Origin of the sequence: Parapedobacter sp., from assembly GCF_035556095.1 — a bacterium.
In the GTDB taxonomy this organism is placed as follows: Bacteria; Bacteroidota; Bacteroidia; order Sphingobacteriales; family Sphingobacteriaceae; genus Parapedobacter.
In genome coordinates, this window is the sequence record NZ_DATMFT010000021.1 from 713,969 (window position 1) to 731,775 (window position 17,807).

The 17,807-nt window shown below is 42.8% G+C and carries 19 protein-coding genes, 1 tRNA gene and 2 pseudogenes; 6 read left to right on the plus strand and 16 right to left on the minus strand.

Features of this window, described 5'->3' with window-relative positions; genetic code table 11:
* Positions 1-51 precede the first annotated feature (51 nt).
* A complete protein-coding gene (locus VNQ80_RS13580) occupies positions 52-1,560 on the plus strand; it encodes an MDR family MFS transporter (protein ID WP_325639484.1) in 1,509 nt (502 codons plus the stop codon).
* A 124-nt stretch (positions 1,561-1,684) separates the two neighbouring features.
* A pseudogene (locus VNQ80_RS13585) lies at positions 1,685-2,593 on the plus strand (NAD(P)/FAD-dependent oxidoreductase).
* Positions 2,594-2,898: 305 nt separating this feature from the next.
* On the opposite strand, the gene VNQ80_RS13590 reads toward VNQ80_RS13585, so the two are convergent.
* The 3 genes from VNQ80_RS13590 to VNQ80_RS13600 all read right to left on the minus strand — a co-directional run bounded on the left by VNQ80_RS13590 (position 2,899) and on the right by VNQ80_RS13600 (position 5,119).
* Positions 2,899-3,564, minus strand: a complete 666-nt coding sequence (locus VNQ80_RS13590; protein ID WP_325639486.1) for an HAD family phosphatase — start codon at positions 3,562-3,564, stop codon at positions 2,899-2,901.
* Between the two features lie 67 nt (positions 3,565-3,631).
* Positions 3,632-4,549, minus strand: a complete 918-nt coding sequence (locus VNQ80_RS13595) for a pirin family protein (protein WP_325639489.1) — start codon at positions 4,547-4,549, stop codon at positions 3,632-3,634.
* A 93-nt stretch (positions 4,550-4,642) separates the two neighbouring features.
* A complete protein-coding gene (locus VNQ80_RS13600) occupies positions 4,643-5,119 on the minus strand; it encodes a hypothetical protein (RefSeq protein ID WP_325639491.1) in 477 nt (158 codons plus the stop codon).
* A gap of 687 nt (positions 5,120-5,806) precedes the next feature.
* Between VNQ80_RS13600 and VNQ80_RS13605 the strand changes: the two genes are divergently transcribed.
* The 3 genes from VNQ80_RS13605 (at position 5,807) to VNQ80_RS13615 (ending at position 7,312) form a co-directional block, all read left to right on the plus strand.
* The gene (locus VNQ80_RS13605) at positions 5,807-6,535 is read left to right on the plus strand and encodes a DUF6597 domain-containing transcriptional factor (RefSeq protein WP_325639495.1); all 729 of its coding nucleotides are present in this window, start codon (positions 5,807-5,809) and stop codon (positions 6,533-6,535) included.
* A gap of 70 nt (positions 6,536-6,605) precedes the next feature.
* A complete protein-coding gene (locus VNQ80_RS13610) occupies positions 6,606-6,965 on the plus strand; it encodes a VOC family protein (RefSeq protein ID WP_325639497.1) in 360 nt (119 codons plus the stop codon).
* Between the two features lie 274 nt (positions 6,966-7,239).
* Positions 7,240-7,312: transfer RNA gene (locus VNQ80_RS13615), tRNA-Lys, on the plus strand.
* Between the two features lie 526 nt (positions 7,313-7,838).
* Here VNQ80_RS13615 and VNQ80_RS13620 read toward each other — a convergent pair.
* Together VNQ80_RS13620 and VNQ80_RS13625 are read right to left on the minus strand one after the other, a co-directional pair.
* Positions 7,839-8,843, minus strand: a pseudogene (locus tag VNQ80_RS13620) (recombinase family protein); the annotation flags it as partial.
* Positions 8,844-8,869: 26 nt separating this feature from the next.
* Positions 8,870-9,169, minus strand: coding sequence for a hypothetical protein (locus VNQ80_RS13625; protein ID WP_325639499.1), 300 nt, complete (start codon positions 9,167-9,169; stop codon positions 8,870-8,872).
* A 509-nt stretch (positions 9,170-9,678) separates the two neighbouring features.
* Between VNQ80_RS13625 and VNQ80_RS13630 the strand changes: the two genes are divergently transcribed.
* Positions 9,679-10,212 carry an antirestriction protein ArdA gene (locus VNQ80_RS13630; RefSeq protein WP_325639501.1) on the plus strand — a complete coding sequence of 178 codons (534 nt, stop codon included), beginning with the start codon at positions 9,679-9,681 and terminating at the stop codon, positions 10,210-10,212.
* Between the two features lie 301 nt (positions 10,213-10,513).
* Here the strand turns inward: VNQ80_RS13630 and VNQ80_RS13635 are convergent, their stop codons facing one another.
* From VNQ80_RS13635 to traJ, 11 genes are all read right to left on the minus strand, one after another.
* Positions 10,514-10,894 carry a DNA-binding response regulator gene (locus tag VNQ80_RS13635; protein WP_325639503.1) on the minus strand — a complete coding sequence of 127 codons (381 nt, stop codon included), beginning with the start codon at positions 10,892-10,894 and terminating at the stop codon, positions 10,514-10,516.
* 350 nt (positions 10,895-11,244) lie between these two features.
* Positions 11,245-11,523 (minus strand): molybdenum ABC transporter permease, encoded by a 279-nt coding sequence (locus VNQ80_RS13640; protein WP_325639505.1) that lies wholly within the window; start codon positions 11,521-11,523, stop codon positions 11,245-11,247.
* A gap of 54 nt (positions 11,524-11,577) precedes the next feature.
* The gene (locus tag VNQ80_RS13645; RefSeq protein ID WP_325639507.1) at positions 11,578-12,108 is read right to left on the minus strand and encodes an N-acetyltransferase; all 531 of its coding nucleotides are present in this window, start codon (positions 12,106-12,108) and stop codon (positions 11,578-11,580) included.
* Between the two features lie 52 nt (positions 12,109-12,160).
* Complete coding sequence (locus VNQ80_RS13650; RefSeq protein ID WP_414693000.1) at positions 12,161-12,565, minus strand: DUF3872 domain-containing protein; 405 nt, start codon at positions 12,563-12,565, stop codon at positions 12,161-12,163.
* Positions 12,566-12,618: 53 nt separating this feature from the next.
* Positions 12,619-13,176, minus strand: coding sequence for a conjugal transfer protein TraO (locus VNQ80_RS13655; protein ID WP_325639511.1), 558 nt, complete (start codon positions 13,174-13,176; stop codon positions 12,619-12,621).
* Between the two features lie 17 nt (positions 13,177-13,193).
* Positions 13,194-14,096, minus strand: coding sequence for a conjugative transposon protein TraN (traN, locus tag VNQ80_RS13660; RefSeq protein ID WP_325639513.1), 903 nt, complete (start codon positions 14,094-14,096; stop codon positions 13,194-13,196).
* A 25-nt stretch (positions 14,097-14,121) separates the two neighbouring features.
* Positions 14,122-15,456, minus strand: coding sequence for a conjugative transposon protein TraM (gene traM, locus VNQ80_RS13665; protein ID WP_325639517.1), 1,335 nt, complete (start codon positions 15,454-15,456; stop codon positions 14,122-14,124).
* 5 nt (positions 15,457-15,461) lie between these two features.
* Positions 15,462-15,728 carry a nitrogen regulatory IIA protein gene (locus VNQ80_RS13670; protein WP_325639519.1) on the minus strand — a complete coding sequence of 89 codons (267 nt, stop codon included), beginning with the start codon at positions 15,726-15,728 and terminating at the stop codon, positions 15,462-15,464.
* Positions 15,729-15,741: 13 nt separating this feature from the next.
* On the minus strand, positions 15,742-16,161 hold the full coding sequence (locus VNQ80_RS13675; protein WP_325639520.1) for a hypothetical protein: 420 nt from the start codon (positions 16,159-16,161) through the stop codon (positions 15,742-15,744).
* 10 nt (positions 16,162-16,171) lie between these two features.
* Positions 16,172-16,795 carry a conjugative transposon protein TraK gene (gene traK / locus VNQ80_RS13680; protein ID WP_325639522.1) on the minus strand — a complete coding sequence of 208 codons (624 nt, stop codon included), beginning with the start codon at positions 16,793-16,795 and terminating at the stop codon, positions 16,172-16,174.
* A 13-nt stretch (positions 16,796-16,808) separates the two neighbouring features.
* On the minus strand, positions 16,809-17,804 hold the full coding sequence (gene traJ / locus VNQ80_RS13685) for a conjugative transposon protein TraJ (RefSeq protein ID WP_325639524.1): 996 nt from the start codon (positions 17,802-17,804) through the stop codon (positions 16,809-16,811).
* Positions 17,805-17,807 lie beyond the last annotated feature (3 nt).

Genomic DNA, 17,807 nt, shown 5'->3' on the forward strand with positions numbered 1-17,807 from the left:
CCGGAAAAGGATGGGTGTCCGATTATTCACTGATTAGGGTACCTTTGCCGAATGGATAAACAGGTAGGCGAGTTGAAGAGGGGATGGGTATTGGCCGCACTCATGATGACCATGACGCTGGCTGCCATGGATATTACCATTGTATCCACCGCTATTCCCCAAATTGTTTCGGATTTGGGTGGATTCACGAAATTCTCTTGGGTGTTTTCTATTTATCTACTTGCTCAAACGGTTACGATTCCATTGTATGGGAAGCTTTCTGATGTTTTCGGCCGAAAAAGCATCCTGTTGTTTGGCATAGCCGTTTTTCTGTTGGGCTCTGCCGCGTCTGCCGTAGCCTGGGATATCGGTTCGCTGATTGCTTTCCGTGGCGTACAAGGCTTGGGCGCTGGGTCCATTATGGCAATGGTCAACACCATAGCCGGCGACATCTACACGATACAGGAACGTGCGCGTATTCAAGGGTATCTCTCCAGTATCTGGGGTATCAGTGCTGTCCTGGGGCCGGCATTGGGTGGTGCATTGGCCGAGTACGTCAATTGGCGTTGGATATTTTTAATAAATCTCCCAATAGGGGCAGTCTCTCTTTTTTTCCTAACTGCGTTCTTCAAAGAGAAGGTGATTCCTACAGCGCCTGTTATTGACTACAAGGGGGCGATATTAATCTTATGTACACTCGGTTTGATATTTGTTTTTTTATTGGAGGGTGGGCAGGGATGGCCTTGGCTTTCATTACCGAGTGTTTCATTATTGGGTTTGATACTGGTATTGGGCATATGGGCGTTCCATACAGAGAAAAAATCGGCAGATGCCATTATGCCAGCCTGGTTGTGGAGAAATAGAACGCTGGCATTTACCAATTTAGCGATGGTAGGGATGGGGATTGTGATGATGGGTCCTGAAACCTTTCTACCAACGTTTACGCAGGCAACCCTTGGTGTCGGGGTCATTGCTTCTGGATTTATTTTGGCCAGCATCAGTATCGGTTGGCCAACGGCTTCTGCGCTGTCGGGGAAGCTATATTTGCGGATTGGTTTCCGGAAAACGTCGTTGGTCGGTGGCATATTGGTTTTGATGGCTTGTGTGGGATTTCTCTTGATGCCACAACCCCAACCCATTTATCTGCTTGTTCTTGATCAGGTGTTAATCGGCGCGGGGTTCGGATTGTTATCTACCCCTTCGATGGTTGGCGTACAGTCGATGGTGCCGTGGCAGCAAAGAGGCGTGGTAACCAGCGCCAACGTCTTTTGCCGCAATTTGGGCCAGGCCCTTGGTGCAGCTATTTTTGGTGCCGTTTTCAATAACACGTTCTTGCAACAAATGAAGCATGCCCCAACAGATTTACCCGCTTCGGCAAACAACGTGCTGGAAATCATCCATACTCCCGAGTTGCCCGAAGTAGGTAAAGCATTTTTACGTAGTGCAATTAATGTCGCAATGCAACATATCTACTGGGGGTGCGCGTTCTTTGCCCTGATTATCTTGGCCTGTATCTACCATGTTCCGCGCAGAAGGAACAAAGACAAAGCGGTATCAGGTGTAACACACCTGGATATGTGATTCAGTTTGGCCAACGATAATTGGTTTTTGTTGCAACATAGTTGCGTGTTTTGAAATATTGTGTAGCTTTGTGTCCGAACAGGCGTGATAGGTAGGCTTGGGTAACATCAGATAAATGATTCGGATGACAGGAGCAATTTTTTTTGAAACCATTATTATCGGAGGGAGCTATGCTGGGCTGTCTGCGGCGATGTCACTGGGGCGATCGTTAAGAAAGGTGCTCGTGATTGACAGTGGATTACCATGCAATAGTCAAACACCATATTCGCACAATTTCATCACCCAGGATGGCGAGACACCCCACGCTATAAAAAAAAAGGCGCGGGAACAGGTAATGAAATACCCAACGGTACATTTCTTGGACGATTTGGCAATTGATGCCACGAAAACTGCGGAAGGTTTTGCTGTTACTACAAAAAGCGGCGATAGATTTGTCGGTAGTAAGCTGATAGTGGCAACCGGTATCAAAGATGAATTGCCTGCTATCAGTGGGGTCGCTGAATGTTGGGGGATTTCGGTGATCCATTGTCCGTATTGTCACGGTTATGAATTCCGTAATCAACAAACAGGTATCTTGGCAAACGGCGATCGGGCGTTTCACCTGGCTTCATTGGTTAGCAACCTCACCAGTGATCTCACCATCATGACATCGGGCACCCCAACTTTCACTCCAGATCAGCTGGCCAGATTGGGGCAACGGGCAATTTAGATTATTGAAACCGAGGTAATTGAATTCAAGCACCATGGCGGTCATCTCGAAGGGGTCGTATTTAAGGACAATCATGTCGCACCTTTCCACGCCGTATATGCTGCTATTCCTTTCGTTCAGCACTCCGGCATCCCCGAGGCGCTGGGTTGCATGCTTACCGAGCAGGGCCACATTAAGGTAGACCACTTTCAGCAAACCACCGTTGAAGGGGTATATGCTTGCGGCGACAACACTAGCCCGATGCGTTCGGTAGCTAATGCGGTTGCGGCAGGTAATTTTACCGGAGCGATGGTCAATAAGGTGCTGACCGACGAAGACTTTTAACCGGCGAATGGGGATTAAATCAATTTCTGTTCTATGGCGATTTTCACGAGTACTGCGGTATTTTTTGCACCCAGTTTCAGGAGGAGGTTTTTACGGTAGCCTTTTATGGTCTTCCTCGATCAACCCTTGAAGCCCTTCCGTCAGGATTTTATGGTCGTCGACAATCGCTACTTTTATCCTGCTATTCATTTAACGTGGTTTCAGTATCTTATGGTTTCAAAGATAGTGTATTTACGTCCGCTAAATACACCCTTTGGGGGGTATGCAGGTGAAATATTCCTCGCGGCCATGGTGACAGAGGCTGTTCAGTCAGCAACAAGTTGCTCTAAGAATTCTCTTACCTCATGGAGATTATCGAAAGATCGCGCAGTTGGCAGGGTCTGCCGGATTGGCAAGTGGGTCTGCACGCCGAAGCAAGTTAGACCGGCTGCCTTAGCGGCGGTTGCCCCCGTTACCGAATCTTCCAACACCAAGCAATCGTCCTTGTTTAACCCTAATTGCGCTACGCAGCGGAGGTACGGCTCTGGATGCGGTTTTGGCTGTTGCACATCTGTCCGGCTCACGAGTTCGGCAAAAAAATGCCGTAGGTTATTCCGTTCCAGGTGGTAGGTGGCAACTTCCCGTTTACTGGAAGTAACGACGGCCATGGTAACTTTTCGCTGACGCAAGAAATTGATTAAATCTGCCGCACCAGGCATCAATGATACCGTTTCTACATCGTGCAGGTCGGCGATAAGTGCACGTGTTCGGTCGTAAAACGCCGCTTTATCGACTTCAAAATCATATTTATCACGTAGATGCTCCAATGCCTGTCCATCCGTTTTGCCAGCCAGTTCATTCAGCCACATGTCACTGTTCAGTGTAAACCCGTAGTATTCCAGTGCTTTACGCCATGCCTTGTAATAAAACCATTCCGAATCAATAAGTGTACCGTCCAGATCAAACAATACGGCTTTCCAGTTTCCTATCATATATCGTGTTCCTCCATTCGCCGTAAAGGTACGAAAAGCAATTCAGCACCTTGCCAGAGGAATCAGCTCACGAGAGCGGTTCAGGCCCAGGGGGCGCGTCGGATGGCCTTGATTTATCGGTAGGTAGGGGGATAAATTCATTATTGTCATTTGGTGGCAAAATAAATCGGCCTTGTTTCCAATCTTCTTTAGCCTGTTCAATCCGTTCTTTGCGTGACGAGACGAAGTTCCACCAAATGAAACGGTCACCCAAGGACTCTCCACCAAGGAGCATCAATGTCGTGGCTTCTTCCTTTGCAATAATGCGGGGGTCGACGCCATGAGAAAAGACGAGCATTTTACCTTCGTTATACGTCATTCCAGCTATTTCTACCGCCCCTTTGACAATATAAAACCCACGCTCGGCGTGCTCTTTGGGAAGGCCGAAAAGCGTGTTTTTCTGTAAAACCACATGGAGGTAAAATAAGGGTGAGTTCGTATGTACCTGACTTTGCAATCCGTAGGCATTGCCTGCGATCAGTCGCATCCAGATTCCTTTATCCGTATAAATCGGCAGTTGTTCCGGTTTATAATTGGTAAACGAGGGAGTCGTCTCTTCGTCCTGCTCAGGAAGCGCAACCCAAGTTTGTATCATCTCCAGACCACCGGCTAGTGCGGAGGGGCTTTCAAACCGCTCTGAATGAGCTATACCACTTCCCGCGGTCATCCAGTTAACTTCTCCGGGACGGATAATCTGCTCCATCCCCAAACTGTCACGGTGCGTTACCTCGCCGCCGAAAAGGTAGCTCACGGTCGATAAACCGATATGGGGATGCGGAAGCACATCCAAATCGGATGGCGAGGCAATTAGGTTGTCAATGGGACCAGCGTGGTCCATGAAGATAAACGGGCCGATCATCCGCCGCAATCGGAACGGAAGGATTCGCTTCACTTTCATTTCGGCGCTTATTGCCGCTGTACGTGATTCGATGACTAATTCGAGCATAATTTGTTGTTCTAATGTGAAAAACGTTTCCTTTGGGACTTGGATTTTTCGACATGCACTATCGTATTTACTATGTTTCCCTCGCCTCCGTACTTATTTCTTGCCGTGATTGGTAGGCTTCGTTTTTTGTTTCCCTTGTTCGGTCATCGCAAAGTCTTTCCGCCTGCTCATCGTCTTAATGAACGCTACTTTCCTAAAACGTACTGCACTCCAATCGTCGTCAATGGCTATTTGGCGTACGGCTTCGAAACCCAATTTTCCGAGTATTTCCCAACCTTGATCCCTGTTTATTGCTGCGTTGTATTTTTTCGATGTTCCTTTCGGGTAGGCAAACCAAACGACAGCGTCGCCCTTTAATTTTCCTTGGATAGCCGACGCCATTTGATCAATATCGGCTTTGGTCTTAACGAATGTCAACACGAATTCGATTTGGTCGGCCGGGTTTATGGCTCTTTTGACGGTTGTGTCGTGTTGCATCGCGGTGAGTTCACCGTCAAACTCAATTGGTGCGTTTAAAACAAAGACTTCCCGTTGTTCCTTGAAGTTTAGTTTCTTGAATATGACTGTCATCGCAATTGTTGGGTAATTAACCGTGCTTGGTGGGTTAAATATACGTTTTCAATTTCTAAGTTTGAAGATTACCTTATATAATCTCGTCGATGACATTTGCTTTCGTAATTATTATCGCAGCGGAAACGATAATAAGCATTGGCACGCGACCGCGTAAGAATCTTCACGGAAATTTTTTGTTGGTAATACGACTAAAGCGTAGCCAATATGCGGCCCATGGCCCGGTTAACAAAGCACTGATATTGCCGTATAAGAGGATTGGCCCACATTTGGCCAAAGCGCGGCCAAAATGTGACCAACAAAAAAGCAGCCCTTAGGTGCGCTAGAGGCCTTTTTTTTAGTGTTTTTGTGAGCTCATTGGTACAAAATTCGAACTCTTTTTTGAAAAATATCTCAGATACTATCTTTTTCCGATGAAGACTGCAACGACAATATGAAATAGGTAATCGAAGCCAATTACAAGCAGATTAAAGCGGACGTTATTAAGATTGTAGAAAATGAAATGAAACGTATTAAGACTACCTCGATTTACAACATTTAATACAACAGGAGCCATAATACAATAATTAATTTTGCTAAATTTGATAGAAATGTTGGCAAACTTTAAAGGGAAGATGATTGATAAACTAACGATTTGAAGCAAAAAGCGAATGTCAGTATAAGATGGTATAATATCCAAAGAGAATTATGAGTTACAAAGAGATTAAACCGCATCCAAATTTAGCAGATTACATCGATGCCTATTGGATTAGTGAGGGAGTGGAGAGGCAGCGTATCAAAGCCATGATATTGCCGGATAATTGCGTTGACCTGATATTTAATTTGGGTGAAACATCATACAATGGCGCTTTAACCATGTATCCAGAGAAAACTTATCTTGTGGGAACAATGACCACTTTTAAAGAAAGCGTTATGTATGCATCGAATAAACTTGTAGGAGTTCGCTTCAAGCCTTCAGCTTTTTCTTCTTTTTACAACTATGCACCGTTAAATGAAATCAAAGACAAAATTATTGAATTTGAAAAACCCCTTTCACCCGATATTCATAAGGTAGAAAAATACTTTACTTCTTATCTTGATGAATTTTTCTTAAATGGACTGACAAAAGGAACGCATAATCTATTCAAAGTAGTGAGAAATATTGAAATAGCCAATGGTCTGATTGGTATAGATACATTGGCAAAACAGAATTATACGACAACGAGGCAATTAGAACGAAACTTCAAAAAGTACATTGGGATTAGCCCGAAAGAATTTGCCAATATTGTTAGGTTCAAAACCGCTCTTTCCAAAATAAAGCACAATAGAAAACAGCAGAGCCTATCGGATATTGCTTACGAATGCGGGTATTATGACCACGCTCATTTGAGCAATGAAATAAAAAGATATGCAGGAGTAGTTCCCTCAAAATTTTGATTTTGTCGTTTTTTTCCAAAGTTCTGGTCATAACTATCGTTTATTTTTGTAAAAATAAAATCAGGATATTATGACTGGAATTAATTCGCAAAAACTAAAACACGAGCAGATACAATATATCGAATTTTTATCAAAGGACATTGTTCGGGCCAAAGATTTTTATACCAAATGTTTTGGTTGGGAGTTTACAGATTATGGACCAGAGTACACCGCTTTTGCAGGCGACTACGTTGATGGCGGCTTTACCCATGGGGAACCCGTAAACGGTACTATCTTGGTTATTCTGTATTCGGAAGATATTGAAGCGACTAAAAGTAAAGTTATAGATGCAGGAGGCACTATAATTAAGGATATTTTCAGTTTTCCTGGAGGGAAACGTTTCCAATTCACCGATTTAGATGGCTACGAACTCGCTGTTTGGACAGAATAAATAATAGCGAATGAACAAAAAGAACGATTTAAAAGCGTTAAAAAAAATACTTGAAAAAGAATAATAGAGCAACAATAGAACACGTTACATCCTAATAGTCGCATAACTAGAGTTGTGTCCACGTTGCTCCACAGCGATATTAACTATTGAAACTAAAGTGCTTATCATTTATACTAAAATTATCTGAAATTTATTTTGGACAGTACACCCTATAATTCTATCTTTGCACCACTTTCCAAAAGTAGGAAAGTTCGTTCTGAATAGAATAAAAGATGATTCCGTAGCTCAGCTGGTAGAGCAATACACTTTTAATGTATGGGTCCTGGGTTCGAATCCCAGCGGGATCACGTCTTGGGACAAGTCTAAAAACGATAGACTTGTCCCATTTTTTTTGACTTGTAACTTGCTGTTACTCTGATAAATAAGAGCGATCGCAGAATTTAGTCTCGGAGTTCGATGTTGTGTTCCGTCAAAAACCAAAAAATCAGGGAACATCGAACTCACAATAACCCTTTTTTCCTCAATATCGCCGTTTTCATAGCGTCTATCGATGTTTGCGACCTTTTTTAAGGCAGAAGCCACCAAGTCTTTTATCTCTGTCCCTACTACTGCCAAATCATTTAATCTTCTCTCCAAATCCTCAATCTTTCCTTTGGTCAATTTCTTTACCTCTTGGAAATCATCGTCCGCCATTTCTCCATCGGCATTCTTTAGAAGTGCATTTTGATAACGTTTGTTCAGTGCATCAATCTCGCCAATGATATTTTTTCGTTCGGTATTTTGAGCTTTGGTTTTGTTGTTGAAATCTTTTATGAAAGCCTCGATAAAGACATCAACCATACCTTCTTTTGGAGACATATACCGTAATTGTTTTAAGAAAGCCTCATTAACAGTTTCTGCTTTGAAACGTGTTCCGCAGGCGGAAGTACAGTGGTAATAATAATAGTAATTGCCCATCTTGCCCTTTGATGCACTTCCCGTCAACATTCGGTCGCATTTCGGACACTTGAGGAATCCTCTAAGTGGCAGATTGTCCATAGCCACAATTTTAGGCTTGACAACACGTTTTCTTCCATCAAGTATATCCTGCACATCCGCAAAGGTCTTTTCACTGATTAACGGCTCGTGTTGCCCTTTCACAAAATATCCCTTTTCTTCTTTGTAGGGAGGAATAAATATTTTACCACAGTACAACGGATTGCGCACAGCGACCCAAAAATTGTTCTTGCTGAACCGACCTTTGCCATCGGCTTTTTCCCGAAGCATCTTCCAAATCTGTTCGGTATTGAAGTTATTGGCAATGATTTGTTCAAACGCCCATTTCAAAAGAGGTGCTTCGACATCATGTTGGGCAATATATTTCTTTTTATCCTCTGTCATTCTGTTGACATAGCCCAATGGCGCAGTACCCATATAACGCCCCTCTTTCTTAGCCCTACGCATCCCATGGAAAACATTCAAGGCGCGTCTATCATTTTCCACCTCTGGTGAAGCAAGATAAAAAGCAAGCATGATTTTGTTTTCGGGAATGGTAAGGTCTAAAGGCTGTTCTATCGCCATTGGCTCAACACCATGTTTCCGCAACTGGTTAATCATCTGATAGGCATCCCCAGCATTTCTACTGAACCTATCCCATTTGGTAAATAGTATTATTGATCCCGAACTATTGGTTTTTGTTTTCCGTAAATTGGATAGATATGTCTGCCATTCTGGACGTTTGAAAGATTTTGCCGAGTGATCTTCTATGTACACATCCCTTATCGGAATGCCCTTTATTTCACAATATTTTCTTAAACGATCTTCTTGGTCACGTTGCGAATACCCTTTGTCCGCTTGCTCGTCTGTCGATACACGTATGTATAAATCTGCCTTTCTCATCACAACAGTTTTCCTTTTTCATTGGATTAAAGCTTCCCTCTTAGATACTGGTTAACTGCAATGTGAGCTATCTTCTTAACAAACTCCAAAATAGCCTGTGCTTCTTCTAAATCGACCTCCGTCCCTTTCTTTTTCAAGATTTGGATAACTCTTTCGGGAGTCAAATCGTTTGTTTTTTCCTTGTCCATCCTCTGTTCATTTTTGCTTATTAACAGTGTTACTTTAGCCTGTACAAGCAAACTTATCCATTGATGAAGTGAATGTTGGGTTATGTCTTTGGACTGAATTACTTGGCTTAGATTGGCTACGAACTTTAGAATAGCCATAAGCACATTTACGGTGCCACGCAGTGATCTACCGTAAAAGAGCTTATGGCTATGATTTGGAACAGGAGATAGAAAATGTCATTCCACAGCTTAGGCTGTTATACTCCTTATTTCTATCCCCTGTTAAGCTACCGACAAGAATGGAGTTTTTAAACTATTTTAAAATGGCTTTCCTCACAACTTCCACGGTTGATTTTATTTAAAAAGCGAGTATTGCCTGTTGTTCCCGTTTCATGGAGCAAAGGTCTGTCCATGTTCTTAACGCAGGCAAAAGGTCAAAACATGTTTGTACAAAAATCTCCACCCTTTGGGTCGTATTTTTCTCCAAAACCTTGTGCCTGCTAAACACTTACCTTTTATGCTCCCGAAACGAAACATAGCATACTCCGGCTCTTTACACGAATAAAAAAAATGTCAGGCATGAGGGTAAAAGCATTGGAAATAGTATTGAAACAAAACAACAGCACCTCCTCTCATTGCCAAATAAATCAATTTAAAAAAGTAAAGAAATGATACAGCAAATCAACACATCGGAAGCAAGCGTATATGTTGGCACATATGCAAAATATAATAATGGTTCAATCTTCGGGGAATGGCTAAAGTTGTCCGACTATGCCGATAAAAAGGAGTTTTACACAGCTTGCAAGGAGCTACACAGAGACGAGACAGACCCCGAATTTATGTTCCAAGACTTTGAAAACATCCCGAAAGGACTAATTGACGAAAGTTGGATAAGCAATAATATATTTGAGGTTTTGGAGGCTTTGGAAGATATGGACGAGAGCCGACAAGAGGCATTTTTAATCTGGTGTAACAACGGACACCAAAAGCTGTCCGAGCGCGATATTGATGACCTAATCAGCAATTTTGAAGATGACTATTTAGGCGAGTATGAGGACGAAGAAGATTTTGCTTTTGAACTGGTGGCGGAAATGGATTTACCCGAATTTGCAAAAACATACTTCGATTATAAAGCGTATGCGCATGACTTATTTTGCGGTGATTATTGGAGCGATAGCGGTCATGTGTTTTATAATAGCTAAGCAGGATTTAACCATAGGCGACCGCCTTACAGGTGGTTGCCTATAAAAACATGATTCGTACATGATTCGGTTAAATGCTCTTACTAAAAAAATCGAGGCAAAAAGGCAGATCCTCCCCAGGTCGGAACAGCCTTTTTGCGGAAAGCGGAACAACTCCTTTGTGAAATACTTCCGCTCTGCTATCCCCAACACTCGCATTTCCCAAACAAGTTGTGAACTATTATTCTACTTTCTTTCATGAGCTGATGCGAAAAAGAAAGTAGCAAAGAAACCTATGTATATGATGGATTATGCAATCCTTTTAGTCATTTAGAATGCTATTGATTACTTTTTTCATATCATTTCCAATCAATACATATTTTGAAAAGCCAAGTTCCGAAAGTTCTTTGATGATTTTTTTATCGTCCATATCGCTGTGGGCAATCAGCTTCAATGTAGGGTGTTGATTTTTTAGCTCCTGTAATTGATTTATAATGTCTTTATTGGAAAAATCAAGATCAATAATGCAAATTGTAGGTAGTGATTTTAACGTCGAGAATTGATTGTTCCCATCCGTAATATTATAGGATCGGAAAACGACTTCTATTCCCAAGGAAACGAGGTCATCATGTATCAAATCCATCACTGGACTCTTATCATTGATAAAGGCAGCAGTAATTCGGTTTATGTTCTTAGTCTCCATATTGAGGTGTTTTACTTATTCTGTATGGAGTGCCTACAACAAAAAAAAGCGCAGGCAACTACACTTACTCGATACTGGGGCACTGGTATACCTTATCTCCAAATAAGCGAGCGCCCACGCCTAAAGCGTGAGCGTTCTTACTTATTGTCTCGGAGATATAAAAATTACCAGTTTTCAGTACCAAGACTTAAAGCAAAAACACTTTAAGTATTTTAATATTTTCTATTAGCAAAGATAGCAATGTAGATTTTCTTACGCAACACAACTTTATCAAGACAATATTTGACACAAAAAAACGGCACAGATCAAATAGAACTGTACCGTTTTCAAATAGTATATTATTGTTTAACCTAACTTGAGGTTTCCGCCTCTATATTTTGCATTGCTTTTTCGGATGCTTTTTTCTGCCTTGAATAACTCCACAAGAACAGCACTCCAAATATAATCAAGGCATATGCTATCCATTTGCCCAAACGTTCTACAAGTCGGATAGCAACTGATTTTTCATAGGATGAAAAGCCCTCTGCTCCGGTTGGACTACGTCGATAAAACCTCCGACGGTTGATCCAATAACGTAATCCCAGACCTATAACCAAGAATATAATGCCGATAACCAGTGATGCTCCCATAACGATATGATATTATAATTCAACAGGTTGAATTTACGAAAAAACATCCGCTTTCTATTCGATCCCGAACTCCTTTGGATATTTGACTGTTCCTTTGACATTTTGTAAACCATTTTCCATCAGTTCTATTGCCATGCAATTTGCTTCAGGAACATCAAATGGCAATTTAATCCCAAATTCTTTTGCCTGCTTATAGCCAAATCTTGGATAGTAGTTTTCATGTCCCAATAATACGACAGAACTAAAGCCCAAATCTTTCGCCTTTTCATGAGCGGTTTCTATCAATTTACGACCAATACCCTTACCTTGAAAATTTGGCAGCACCGCAACAGGAGCTAATGCAAGTGAATCGTAACTATTAGCGTTGACGTCTATAATCTTAATTTTTGTAAGCAAAATATAACCGACTATTTCGTTATTAATTTCTGCTACAAGCGACAGTTCGGGAACAAACGCATCGGATTTCCTTAATCGCTCAACCAAATAATGCTCCTGATGATCGCTGTAAGCTTCGTTTTCAAATGCATTTTTTATCACATCAAAAACCGCTTTAAAGTCTTTATCAACTTCCGTTCTTATATTCATATCCATAATCTGTAAAAGTATAAAATCCCACCCAATGGGCAGGATTTTACTTTTAGTCACGACTATTAAACTGGAAACTGATCTGTTTCTCGTTTCCAAAGTTGTCCGAAATCCAGATGTCAAAGGACTGTGAAACGGTCGATTGGGAAGTGTAATACAATCGAAACTGTGTCTGTGGTAATTCATACAAGTCATTCGGCAAATACGGAGGTTCATTATGATATCGTAAAGTTCCCTTTCCGTCAAACTGGAAATAGCGCAGGTAATATTGCGCATCATGGAAGTTTCCCGACCGCTCGATGGTTACCCGTATTTCCACCGTCTGCCCACTTGTCACCTCTTTGGGTACAGGCATCACCTGTACCTCAAAAGGGTAATTCTGCCTAATGTCGAGTTCGTCTTTTTCGCAGGAGGTCAGCACCACAGCGCAGACCAACATCACCAAGAACATGAACATTGCCTGTACATGATGCTTGTATTTTCTGATGAATGTTTTCATTGCAAATCAATTTAAAAGTTAAACCTTAGTCCCATCCCTGCCGATGGACGAAACTGTTTCAAATCCGTACCCCAAAGCACTTTTGTCCGCCCTTGCAGGAGCAAGACAAAACGGTCGGACAGATACGCTTCAAGTGTGAGCCGTCCACCTGTACCAAAGACAAAATTGTCTTTGTCGAGAATGGTCGAACCATCGGGTAGCATAGCATTACTTCGATTAATGGTTTCATAGCCTCCAGCAGCTGTAAGCCCTGCATTCAACGTAATGGTCTTTCGTGCATCGCCCAATAGCTGAAGACTGTAACCCACCTCAACCGTATAGGTTTCGAGCGGTATCCGTACATCCCTGTAATCCGAGAGCTGATGCGTGTACTCCGCACCCCATATCCAGTAATTGCCGTTCTTTCCGTTCACAGTAAGGGTCAAATTCAGATAGTAATTGTCGCTTACTTCTTTGGACAGCATACCTGCGTTTACTTCCAATCCTTTTTGCTTAGGGAGCATTCGCTGTGCCTGTACCGCCGTGATACTCCATAGGGCAAGCATCACAGCAAAAATGTATTTCATCATTGTTCTTTCGTTTTGGGTTAATTAATCTTTAGGTGCATATCGTTTATCAATTTGGCATTGACGAGGTCTGAATTTTCCACTTCCAACACCTGCTGTCTACCACCGTTCTTTTCAAAGATTTCAATCACGAGTACCTTGTCATCCGTGATGGTAAATTGGTCGAGCAGGAACACGTTTTGGTCTGTCGTATTACCCGTGATTTCACCGAGTGTTTTGTACATTCTTAGTGGGTGCATTGCCTTTTCCTGTACCACGGTACGCTTGGCAACTTTCTTGTCCACGACCTTGAAATTAATAAAGTCAATTTGGAACGGCACATTGCTTTTGTTGCTCAGTTCGGTATGGAAATAGAATTTTCCGTTATGTGTATAAATACCTTTTAACAGAAATTGTATGCCGTAGCTTTTCGATCCGATATGTTTTACAATTCGTTTGTTGTTCTTGTAAATCGTTTCCATGAGCAAGCCCGCCAGTGAAGGAGAATTGCCCCCTAATTCCTCAAACAGCACATCGTTGCCATTTTCCCTGTCCGATGCCTTTTGCATCGTCAGCAAATCATAATTCAGCGTTGAGGGATAAGCACTATAGAATACATTGAAATTGTAGAAGCGACCATCGTCCGTAATGACGGAAAAATTGGTTTCCTCGTCAAAATCCCTTACGCTTGCTTTGATACGCAAGACGTTTTCCGCATCTTCGGCTTTGCCCGCGATAAGATATTCACTTCCCAAATCCACGTAGCGGATAGCAGACGGGAATATCAGATGAGAGGTTTTGCTGTAGGTTACCTGCATTTTGTAAGGTTCTACCTTGCCCATACTCAATTTTGTGGTATTGGATGCAACTTGCTGTGCATTTGCGCCTGTAATAAATACTGTCAAACAGACCATTGCCAAGAGGCTTTTAAATATTGCGTTCATATCGTTATTATTTTTTTGTTGAACTTTAGTTTTTTGAAACAAGGAAAATTTGATGACCGGCTTTGACGGTTACTTTGGGTGTTCTCACTTTTTTGGAGAAATACCCCGAAACACCCTGTACCACACCTCGGGAAAGGTCGCCTGCCATTTGTTGCCCTGCCGAGCGTGTCATCATAATAGACGTGCCAGAGGTTTGGCTCATATTGGAAGCTATCTCACTAAGCGCATTCATTTCGGGCGAATACGGTACATTTAGACCTTGCTGTCCATCCACATCATACACGGTAATATCAACTGGAATAATATTACCCTCATATTCGATGGACGTTACCTTTAACTGCAATCTGCCACCTTGAAACTTAGCATTTGCAGTCAGCACCGTTCCTGCCGGAATGGAACGTACTGGCGTTTGTGCTGTTTCCAACAGGCGTAAACGTACACCACTTTCGCCCGTCACGATCTGTGTTTCCTGTACCACGGCCTTGATGCTGTTTTTGGGTTGTATGACCTGCTGGGAAACACCTGCTGTATAAAAGCCACGGTTTCGGATTTCGTTCACGTTTACCAAAAACGCACTGTCGGTCGGTTCACGGTACAAGGCTGAAACCGTATTTTTCCGTACAGGAGTGAATGCTACAAAATGCTCTTTTTGTGAAGCATTATTTGCAGGAACGATTGCTACCATACTGTTTGCGCTATTCGGCTGTGCAGGAGTTTGTGGCAGATAACGGGAAGCCATTTCGTATGATTTTTCCATCAAAGCCAGTTGGTCTTCCACGGTCGTTGTGGGTGGTACTTCTTTTTCTGCTAACTGATCTTTGAGTTCCTCAATCTGTTTACGAAGTTCCTGCGTTTCATAATCGCTATTGTCGTAAAACGAGGTCAGCGTACTTTTCGCACTTCGGTAACTGTTCAGCGCAGGATTACTGCTCCTGCGTGTACTACCGCCATAAGCATAACCGCTTTCGTAGTCTTCATCCAGCTGGTCTGCCTTCGAATCAGTGGTACTATCCTCGCTCCAATAGTCGGACAATGACAGGAGCGAATTACGCTTTTCCTGCATTTTTTGTTCGAACATTTCCTGTTCATAAGCTTTCTGCTTGTCGGATTGAAGCCCTGCATCGCTCGCCTGTGGTACAGCATCATTCAGACCAATATCTTCAACCGCTTTCTTATCAGAAGAGGGTTTAAAGATAAGGTACATACAGCCGAAAAACACCACACCCATAAGGGCAAAAATGAGTGGCTTCTTTAACTTGTCAATCTTGTTCTGCTCCCCGTCTTGGGTTGCATGCATCTCGTCTTTCGAGTCGTTATCTTTGACCAGAAAACGAATTTTGTCGTTTTGATTTTCTTTCATGATTTTCACCTTTTAAAATTTGTTGTTGTACTATCCTGGGGAGAAACCGAGGAGCTGTTTTGTCTAATCGGATTTTCGATATGCTCAATGATTAAGGTATTGTCGGAATGCGCTACATCGTAGCACATTTTGAATAGTACAATGACCGTCAATAGCGTATAACCTGCAAAGAGCAGCAGCGTATAGCGATGCTGTTTTGCCACAGGCATCGCTCGCCACTGTCCATCGAGCTTATCAAACCAATTACGGATTGTTGTTCTTAAATTTTTCATTGCCTAATCCGCTTTAGAAACTGAACCGTTTTTGCTGGTGAGCCACTTTCTGCTTCGGCGCATCCCTCACCATAGCAATTGCTTCCCTTGCATGGGGAGCGGTTACCACGGAGAGTTTGTTCAGTTCCTTTTGTTTCAATAATTGCCCGAACTGGTCTTTTCTCGTAACCTCCATTTTGTCCAAAAAGAATTTCCCATTCAGGTGCTTTACCCACATACAACATTGTACATAGGGTTTATCATTGCCTGCCCATTGCAGGTAGCCTTTTAGCAACAAACCCTGTTTAGCTACATCTTTGGGATTGTCAGCGAGGTATTCACTGATACTGTCTTTCAACTTTCCGGCATAAGCCCCTTGGGTTTGGAAATAACCGTTGTATCCTTTTGCGGCAAGGATTTGAGCGAACGTATTCAAATCTGATATTGTTCCCATAATCTTGATTTTAGCGGTCTATGACTTCTATATCCCTGTTTTCCAATACCGCAAACTTTTCGATATTGAAACCTTGTGGATTGTTGTCCGACTTGACCGAGTTTAACAATAGGCAGGATGTGACTAAATTCCGTCTGGTCACATTGCTTGGACGGATGATAAACTGTTTGGCATACGTCCGCACGGCATAGGGATAGATATCGAAGTTGCAAACCACACTGTCTACTTCGATGCGCTGTTGCACGTTGCCCGAAATGATACGGTTGTAATAGCCCTTTTCTGAAAGGTCTTTGTAGTAATCAAATGCCGATTTGTCGGCAAGATTAAAAGCCCTTTTCATGTTGCTTTCGATAGCGTTCTTATCGGGTGCAAGCGTAAAAAACAATTCGTGGAAACGCTTTACGTGTTCCCTTGCTTCAACGGGTCTGTTGATGCTCGCATCCTGCGAAAGTGCCAACATCAGCGATTTCCCGTTGTCCAGTACATAAACCTTTTGGCGTTGTGCCTCCGCAAACGCATAAGCTTTCCAAATGCTAAAACCTACCACGGCAGTGCAGAGTACCGCAAACACAAGGGCATACAGCCGTATTTGCTTAAAGCTGTTTTCTATATTTCTTAATGTTTTAAATTCCATTGCTTTCTGATTTTTATTTATTCATTAACCTGCCACCGATATTACCTACGACTGCACCCGTTCCTGCTCCGGCGATGTTTCCTGTTTTCGATGCCGTATAATTTACGTTGCGCATAAAGTTTCCTGCACCTCCTGCCTGTATCACCCAACCAGCCACTGTTGGAATGGTGAAGTAGCCTACGATGCCGATTATCATGAAAATGACATACACGGTATTGGATGTATCGGGGATATAAGTTGGATCGGCAAGCATATCAATGTCCCGTTCGATGATGAGCGTTTGTATCTTAGCGAGCATGGAGCTGAATAAATCGGCGATGGGCAACCACAGATACACGCTGATATATCGGGTCAGCCATTGCGTGAGCGTGGACTGAAAACCATCCCACACTGAAATCGCAAAGGCTATCGGCCCGAGTATGGACAGCACTATAAGAAAGAACGTCCGTATGGTATCGATGACCAGAGCCGAGGCTTGGAAAAGCACTTCCAGTACCTCACGAAACCAATCACGGATGTCTTTTTTCAAATCGTATAACCCACGTTCCATATACATCCCCGATATGGCAATCAAATCGGATGGCGACCACCCCAATTCTTCCAATTTCTTATCAAATTCTGCATCGCTTACGAGGTAAGCTGTTTCGGGATTGCGAAGCATCGCTTCTTTTTCCAACAGGTCTTTTTGTTGTTGTAACTGGTTAAGGTCGAGCACTTGGTTATCGAGCATCGCATGGGTACCTTTTACCACTGGACTTAACACGGCATTGATTGTTCCCAAGACGATAGTCGGAAAAAACATAATGCAAAGCCCGATAGCGAATGGTCGCAAAAGTGGAAATACGTCTATCGGTTCGGCACGGCTCAACGCCTGCCATACTTTCAAGGCTACGTAAAACAGTGCGCCCAATCCTGCGATGCCCTTGGCCACTATCGCCATATCGGCAGACAGCGGAAGCATCTCATCATACAGCGAGCGCAGAAGTTCGTGAAGATTGTTCCAATCCATAGC

Bases quoted from the DNA above. Each gene is read 5' to 3' on its own strand.
- VNQ80_RS13580 (WP_325639484.1), top strand. From the start codon at position 52: ATGGATAAACAGGTAGGCGAGTTGAAGAGGGGATGGGTATTGGCCGCA.
- VNQ80_RS13590 (WP_325639486.1), bottom strand. From the start codon at position 3,564: ATGATAGGAAACTGGAAAGCCGTATTGTTTGATCTGGACGGTACACTT.
- VNQ80_RS13595 (WP_325639489.1), bottom strand. From the start codon at position 4,549: ATGCTCGAATTAGTCATCGAATCACGTACAGCGGCAATAAGCGCCGAA.
- VNQ80_RS13600 (WP_325639491.1), bottom strand. From the start codon at position 5,119: ATGACAGTCATATTCAAGAAACTAAACTTCAAGGAACAACGGGAAGTC.
- VNQ80_RS13605 (WP_325639495.1), top strand. From the start codon at position 5,807: ATGAGTTACAAAGAGATTAAACCGCATCCAAATTTAGCAGATTACATC.
- VNQ80_RS13610 (WP_325639497.1), top strand. From the start codon at position 6,606: ATGACTGGAATTAATTCGCAAAAACTAAAACACGAGCAGATACAATAT.
- VNQ80_RS13625 (WP_325639499.1), bottom strand. From the start codon at position 9,169: ATGGCTATTCTAAAGTTCGTAGCCAATCTAAGCCAAGTAATTCAGTCC.
- VNQ80_RS13630 (WP_325639501.1), top strand. From the start codon at position 9,679: ATGATACAGCAAATCAACACATCGGAAGCAAGCGTATATGTTGGCACA.
- VNQ80_RS13635 (WP_325639503.1), bottom strand. From the start codon at position 10,894: ATGGAGACTAAGAACATAAACCGAATTACTGCTGCCTTTATCAATGAT.
- VNQ80_RS13640 (WP_325639505.1), bottom strand. From the start codon at position 11,523: ATGGGAGCATCACTGGTTATCGGCATTATATTCTTGGTTATAGGTCTG.
- VNQ80_RS13645 (WP_325639507.1), bottom strand. From the start codon at position 12,108: ATGAATATAAGAACGGAAGTTGATAAAGACTTTAAAGCGGTTTTTGAT.
- VNQ80_RS13650 (WP_414693000.1), bottom strand. From the start codon at position 12,565: ATGTTCATGTTCTTGGTGATGTTGGTCTGCGCTGTGGTGCTGACCTCC.
- VNQ80_RS13655 (WP_325639511.1), bottom strand. From the start codon at position 13,176: ATGATGAAATACATTTTTGCTGTGATGCTTGCCCTATGGAGTATCACG.
- traN (WP_325639513.1), bottom strand. From the start codon at position 14,096: ATGAACGCAATATTTAAAAGCCTCTTGGCAATGGTCTGTTTGACAGTA.
- traM (WP_325639517.1), bottom strand. From the start codon at position 15,456: ATGAAAGAAAATCAAAACGACAAAATTCGTTTTCTGGTCAAAGATAAC.
- VNQ80_RS13670 (WP_325639519.1), bottom strand. From the start codon at position 15,728: ATGAAAAATTTAAGAACAACAATCCGTAATTGGTTTGATAAGCTCGAT.
- VNQ80_RS13675 (WP_325639520.1), bottom strand. From the start codon at position 16,161: ATGGGAACAATATCAGATTTGAATACGTTCGCTCAAATCCTTGCCGCA.
- traK (WP_325639522.1), bottom strand. From the start codon at position 16,795: ATGGAATTTAAAACATTAAGAAATATAGAAAACAGCTTTAAGCAAATA.
- traJ (WP_325639524.1), bottom strand. From the start codon at position 17,804: ATGGATTGGAACAATCTTCACGAACTTCTGCGCTCGCTGTATGATGAG.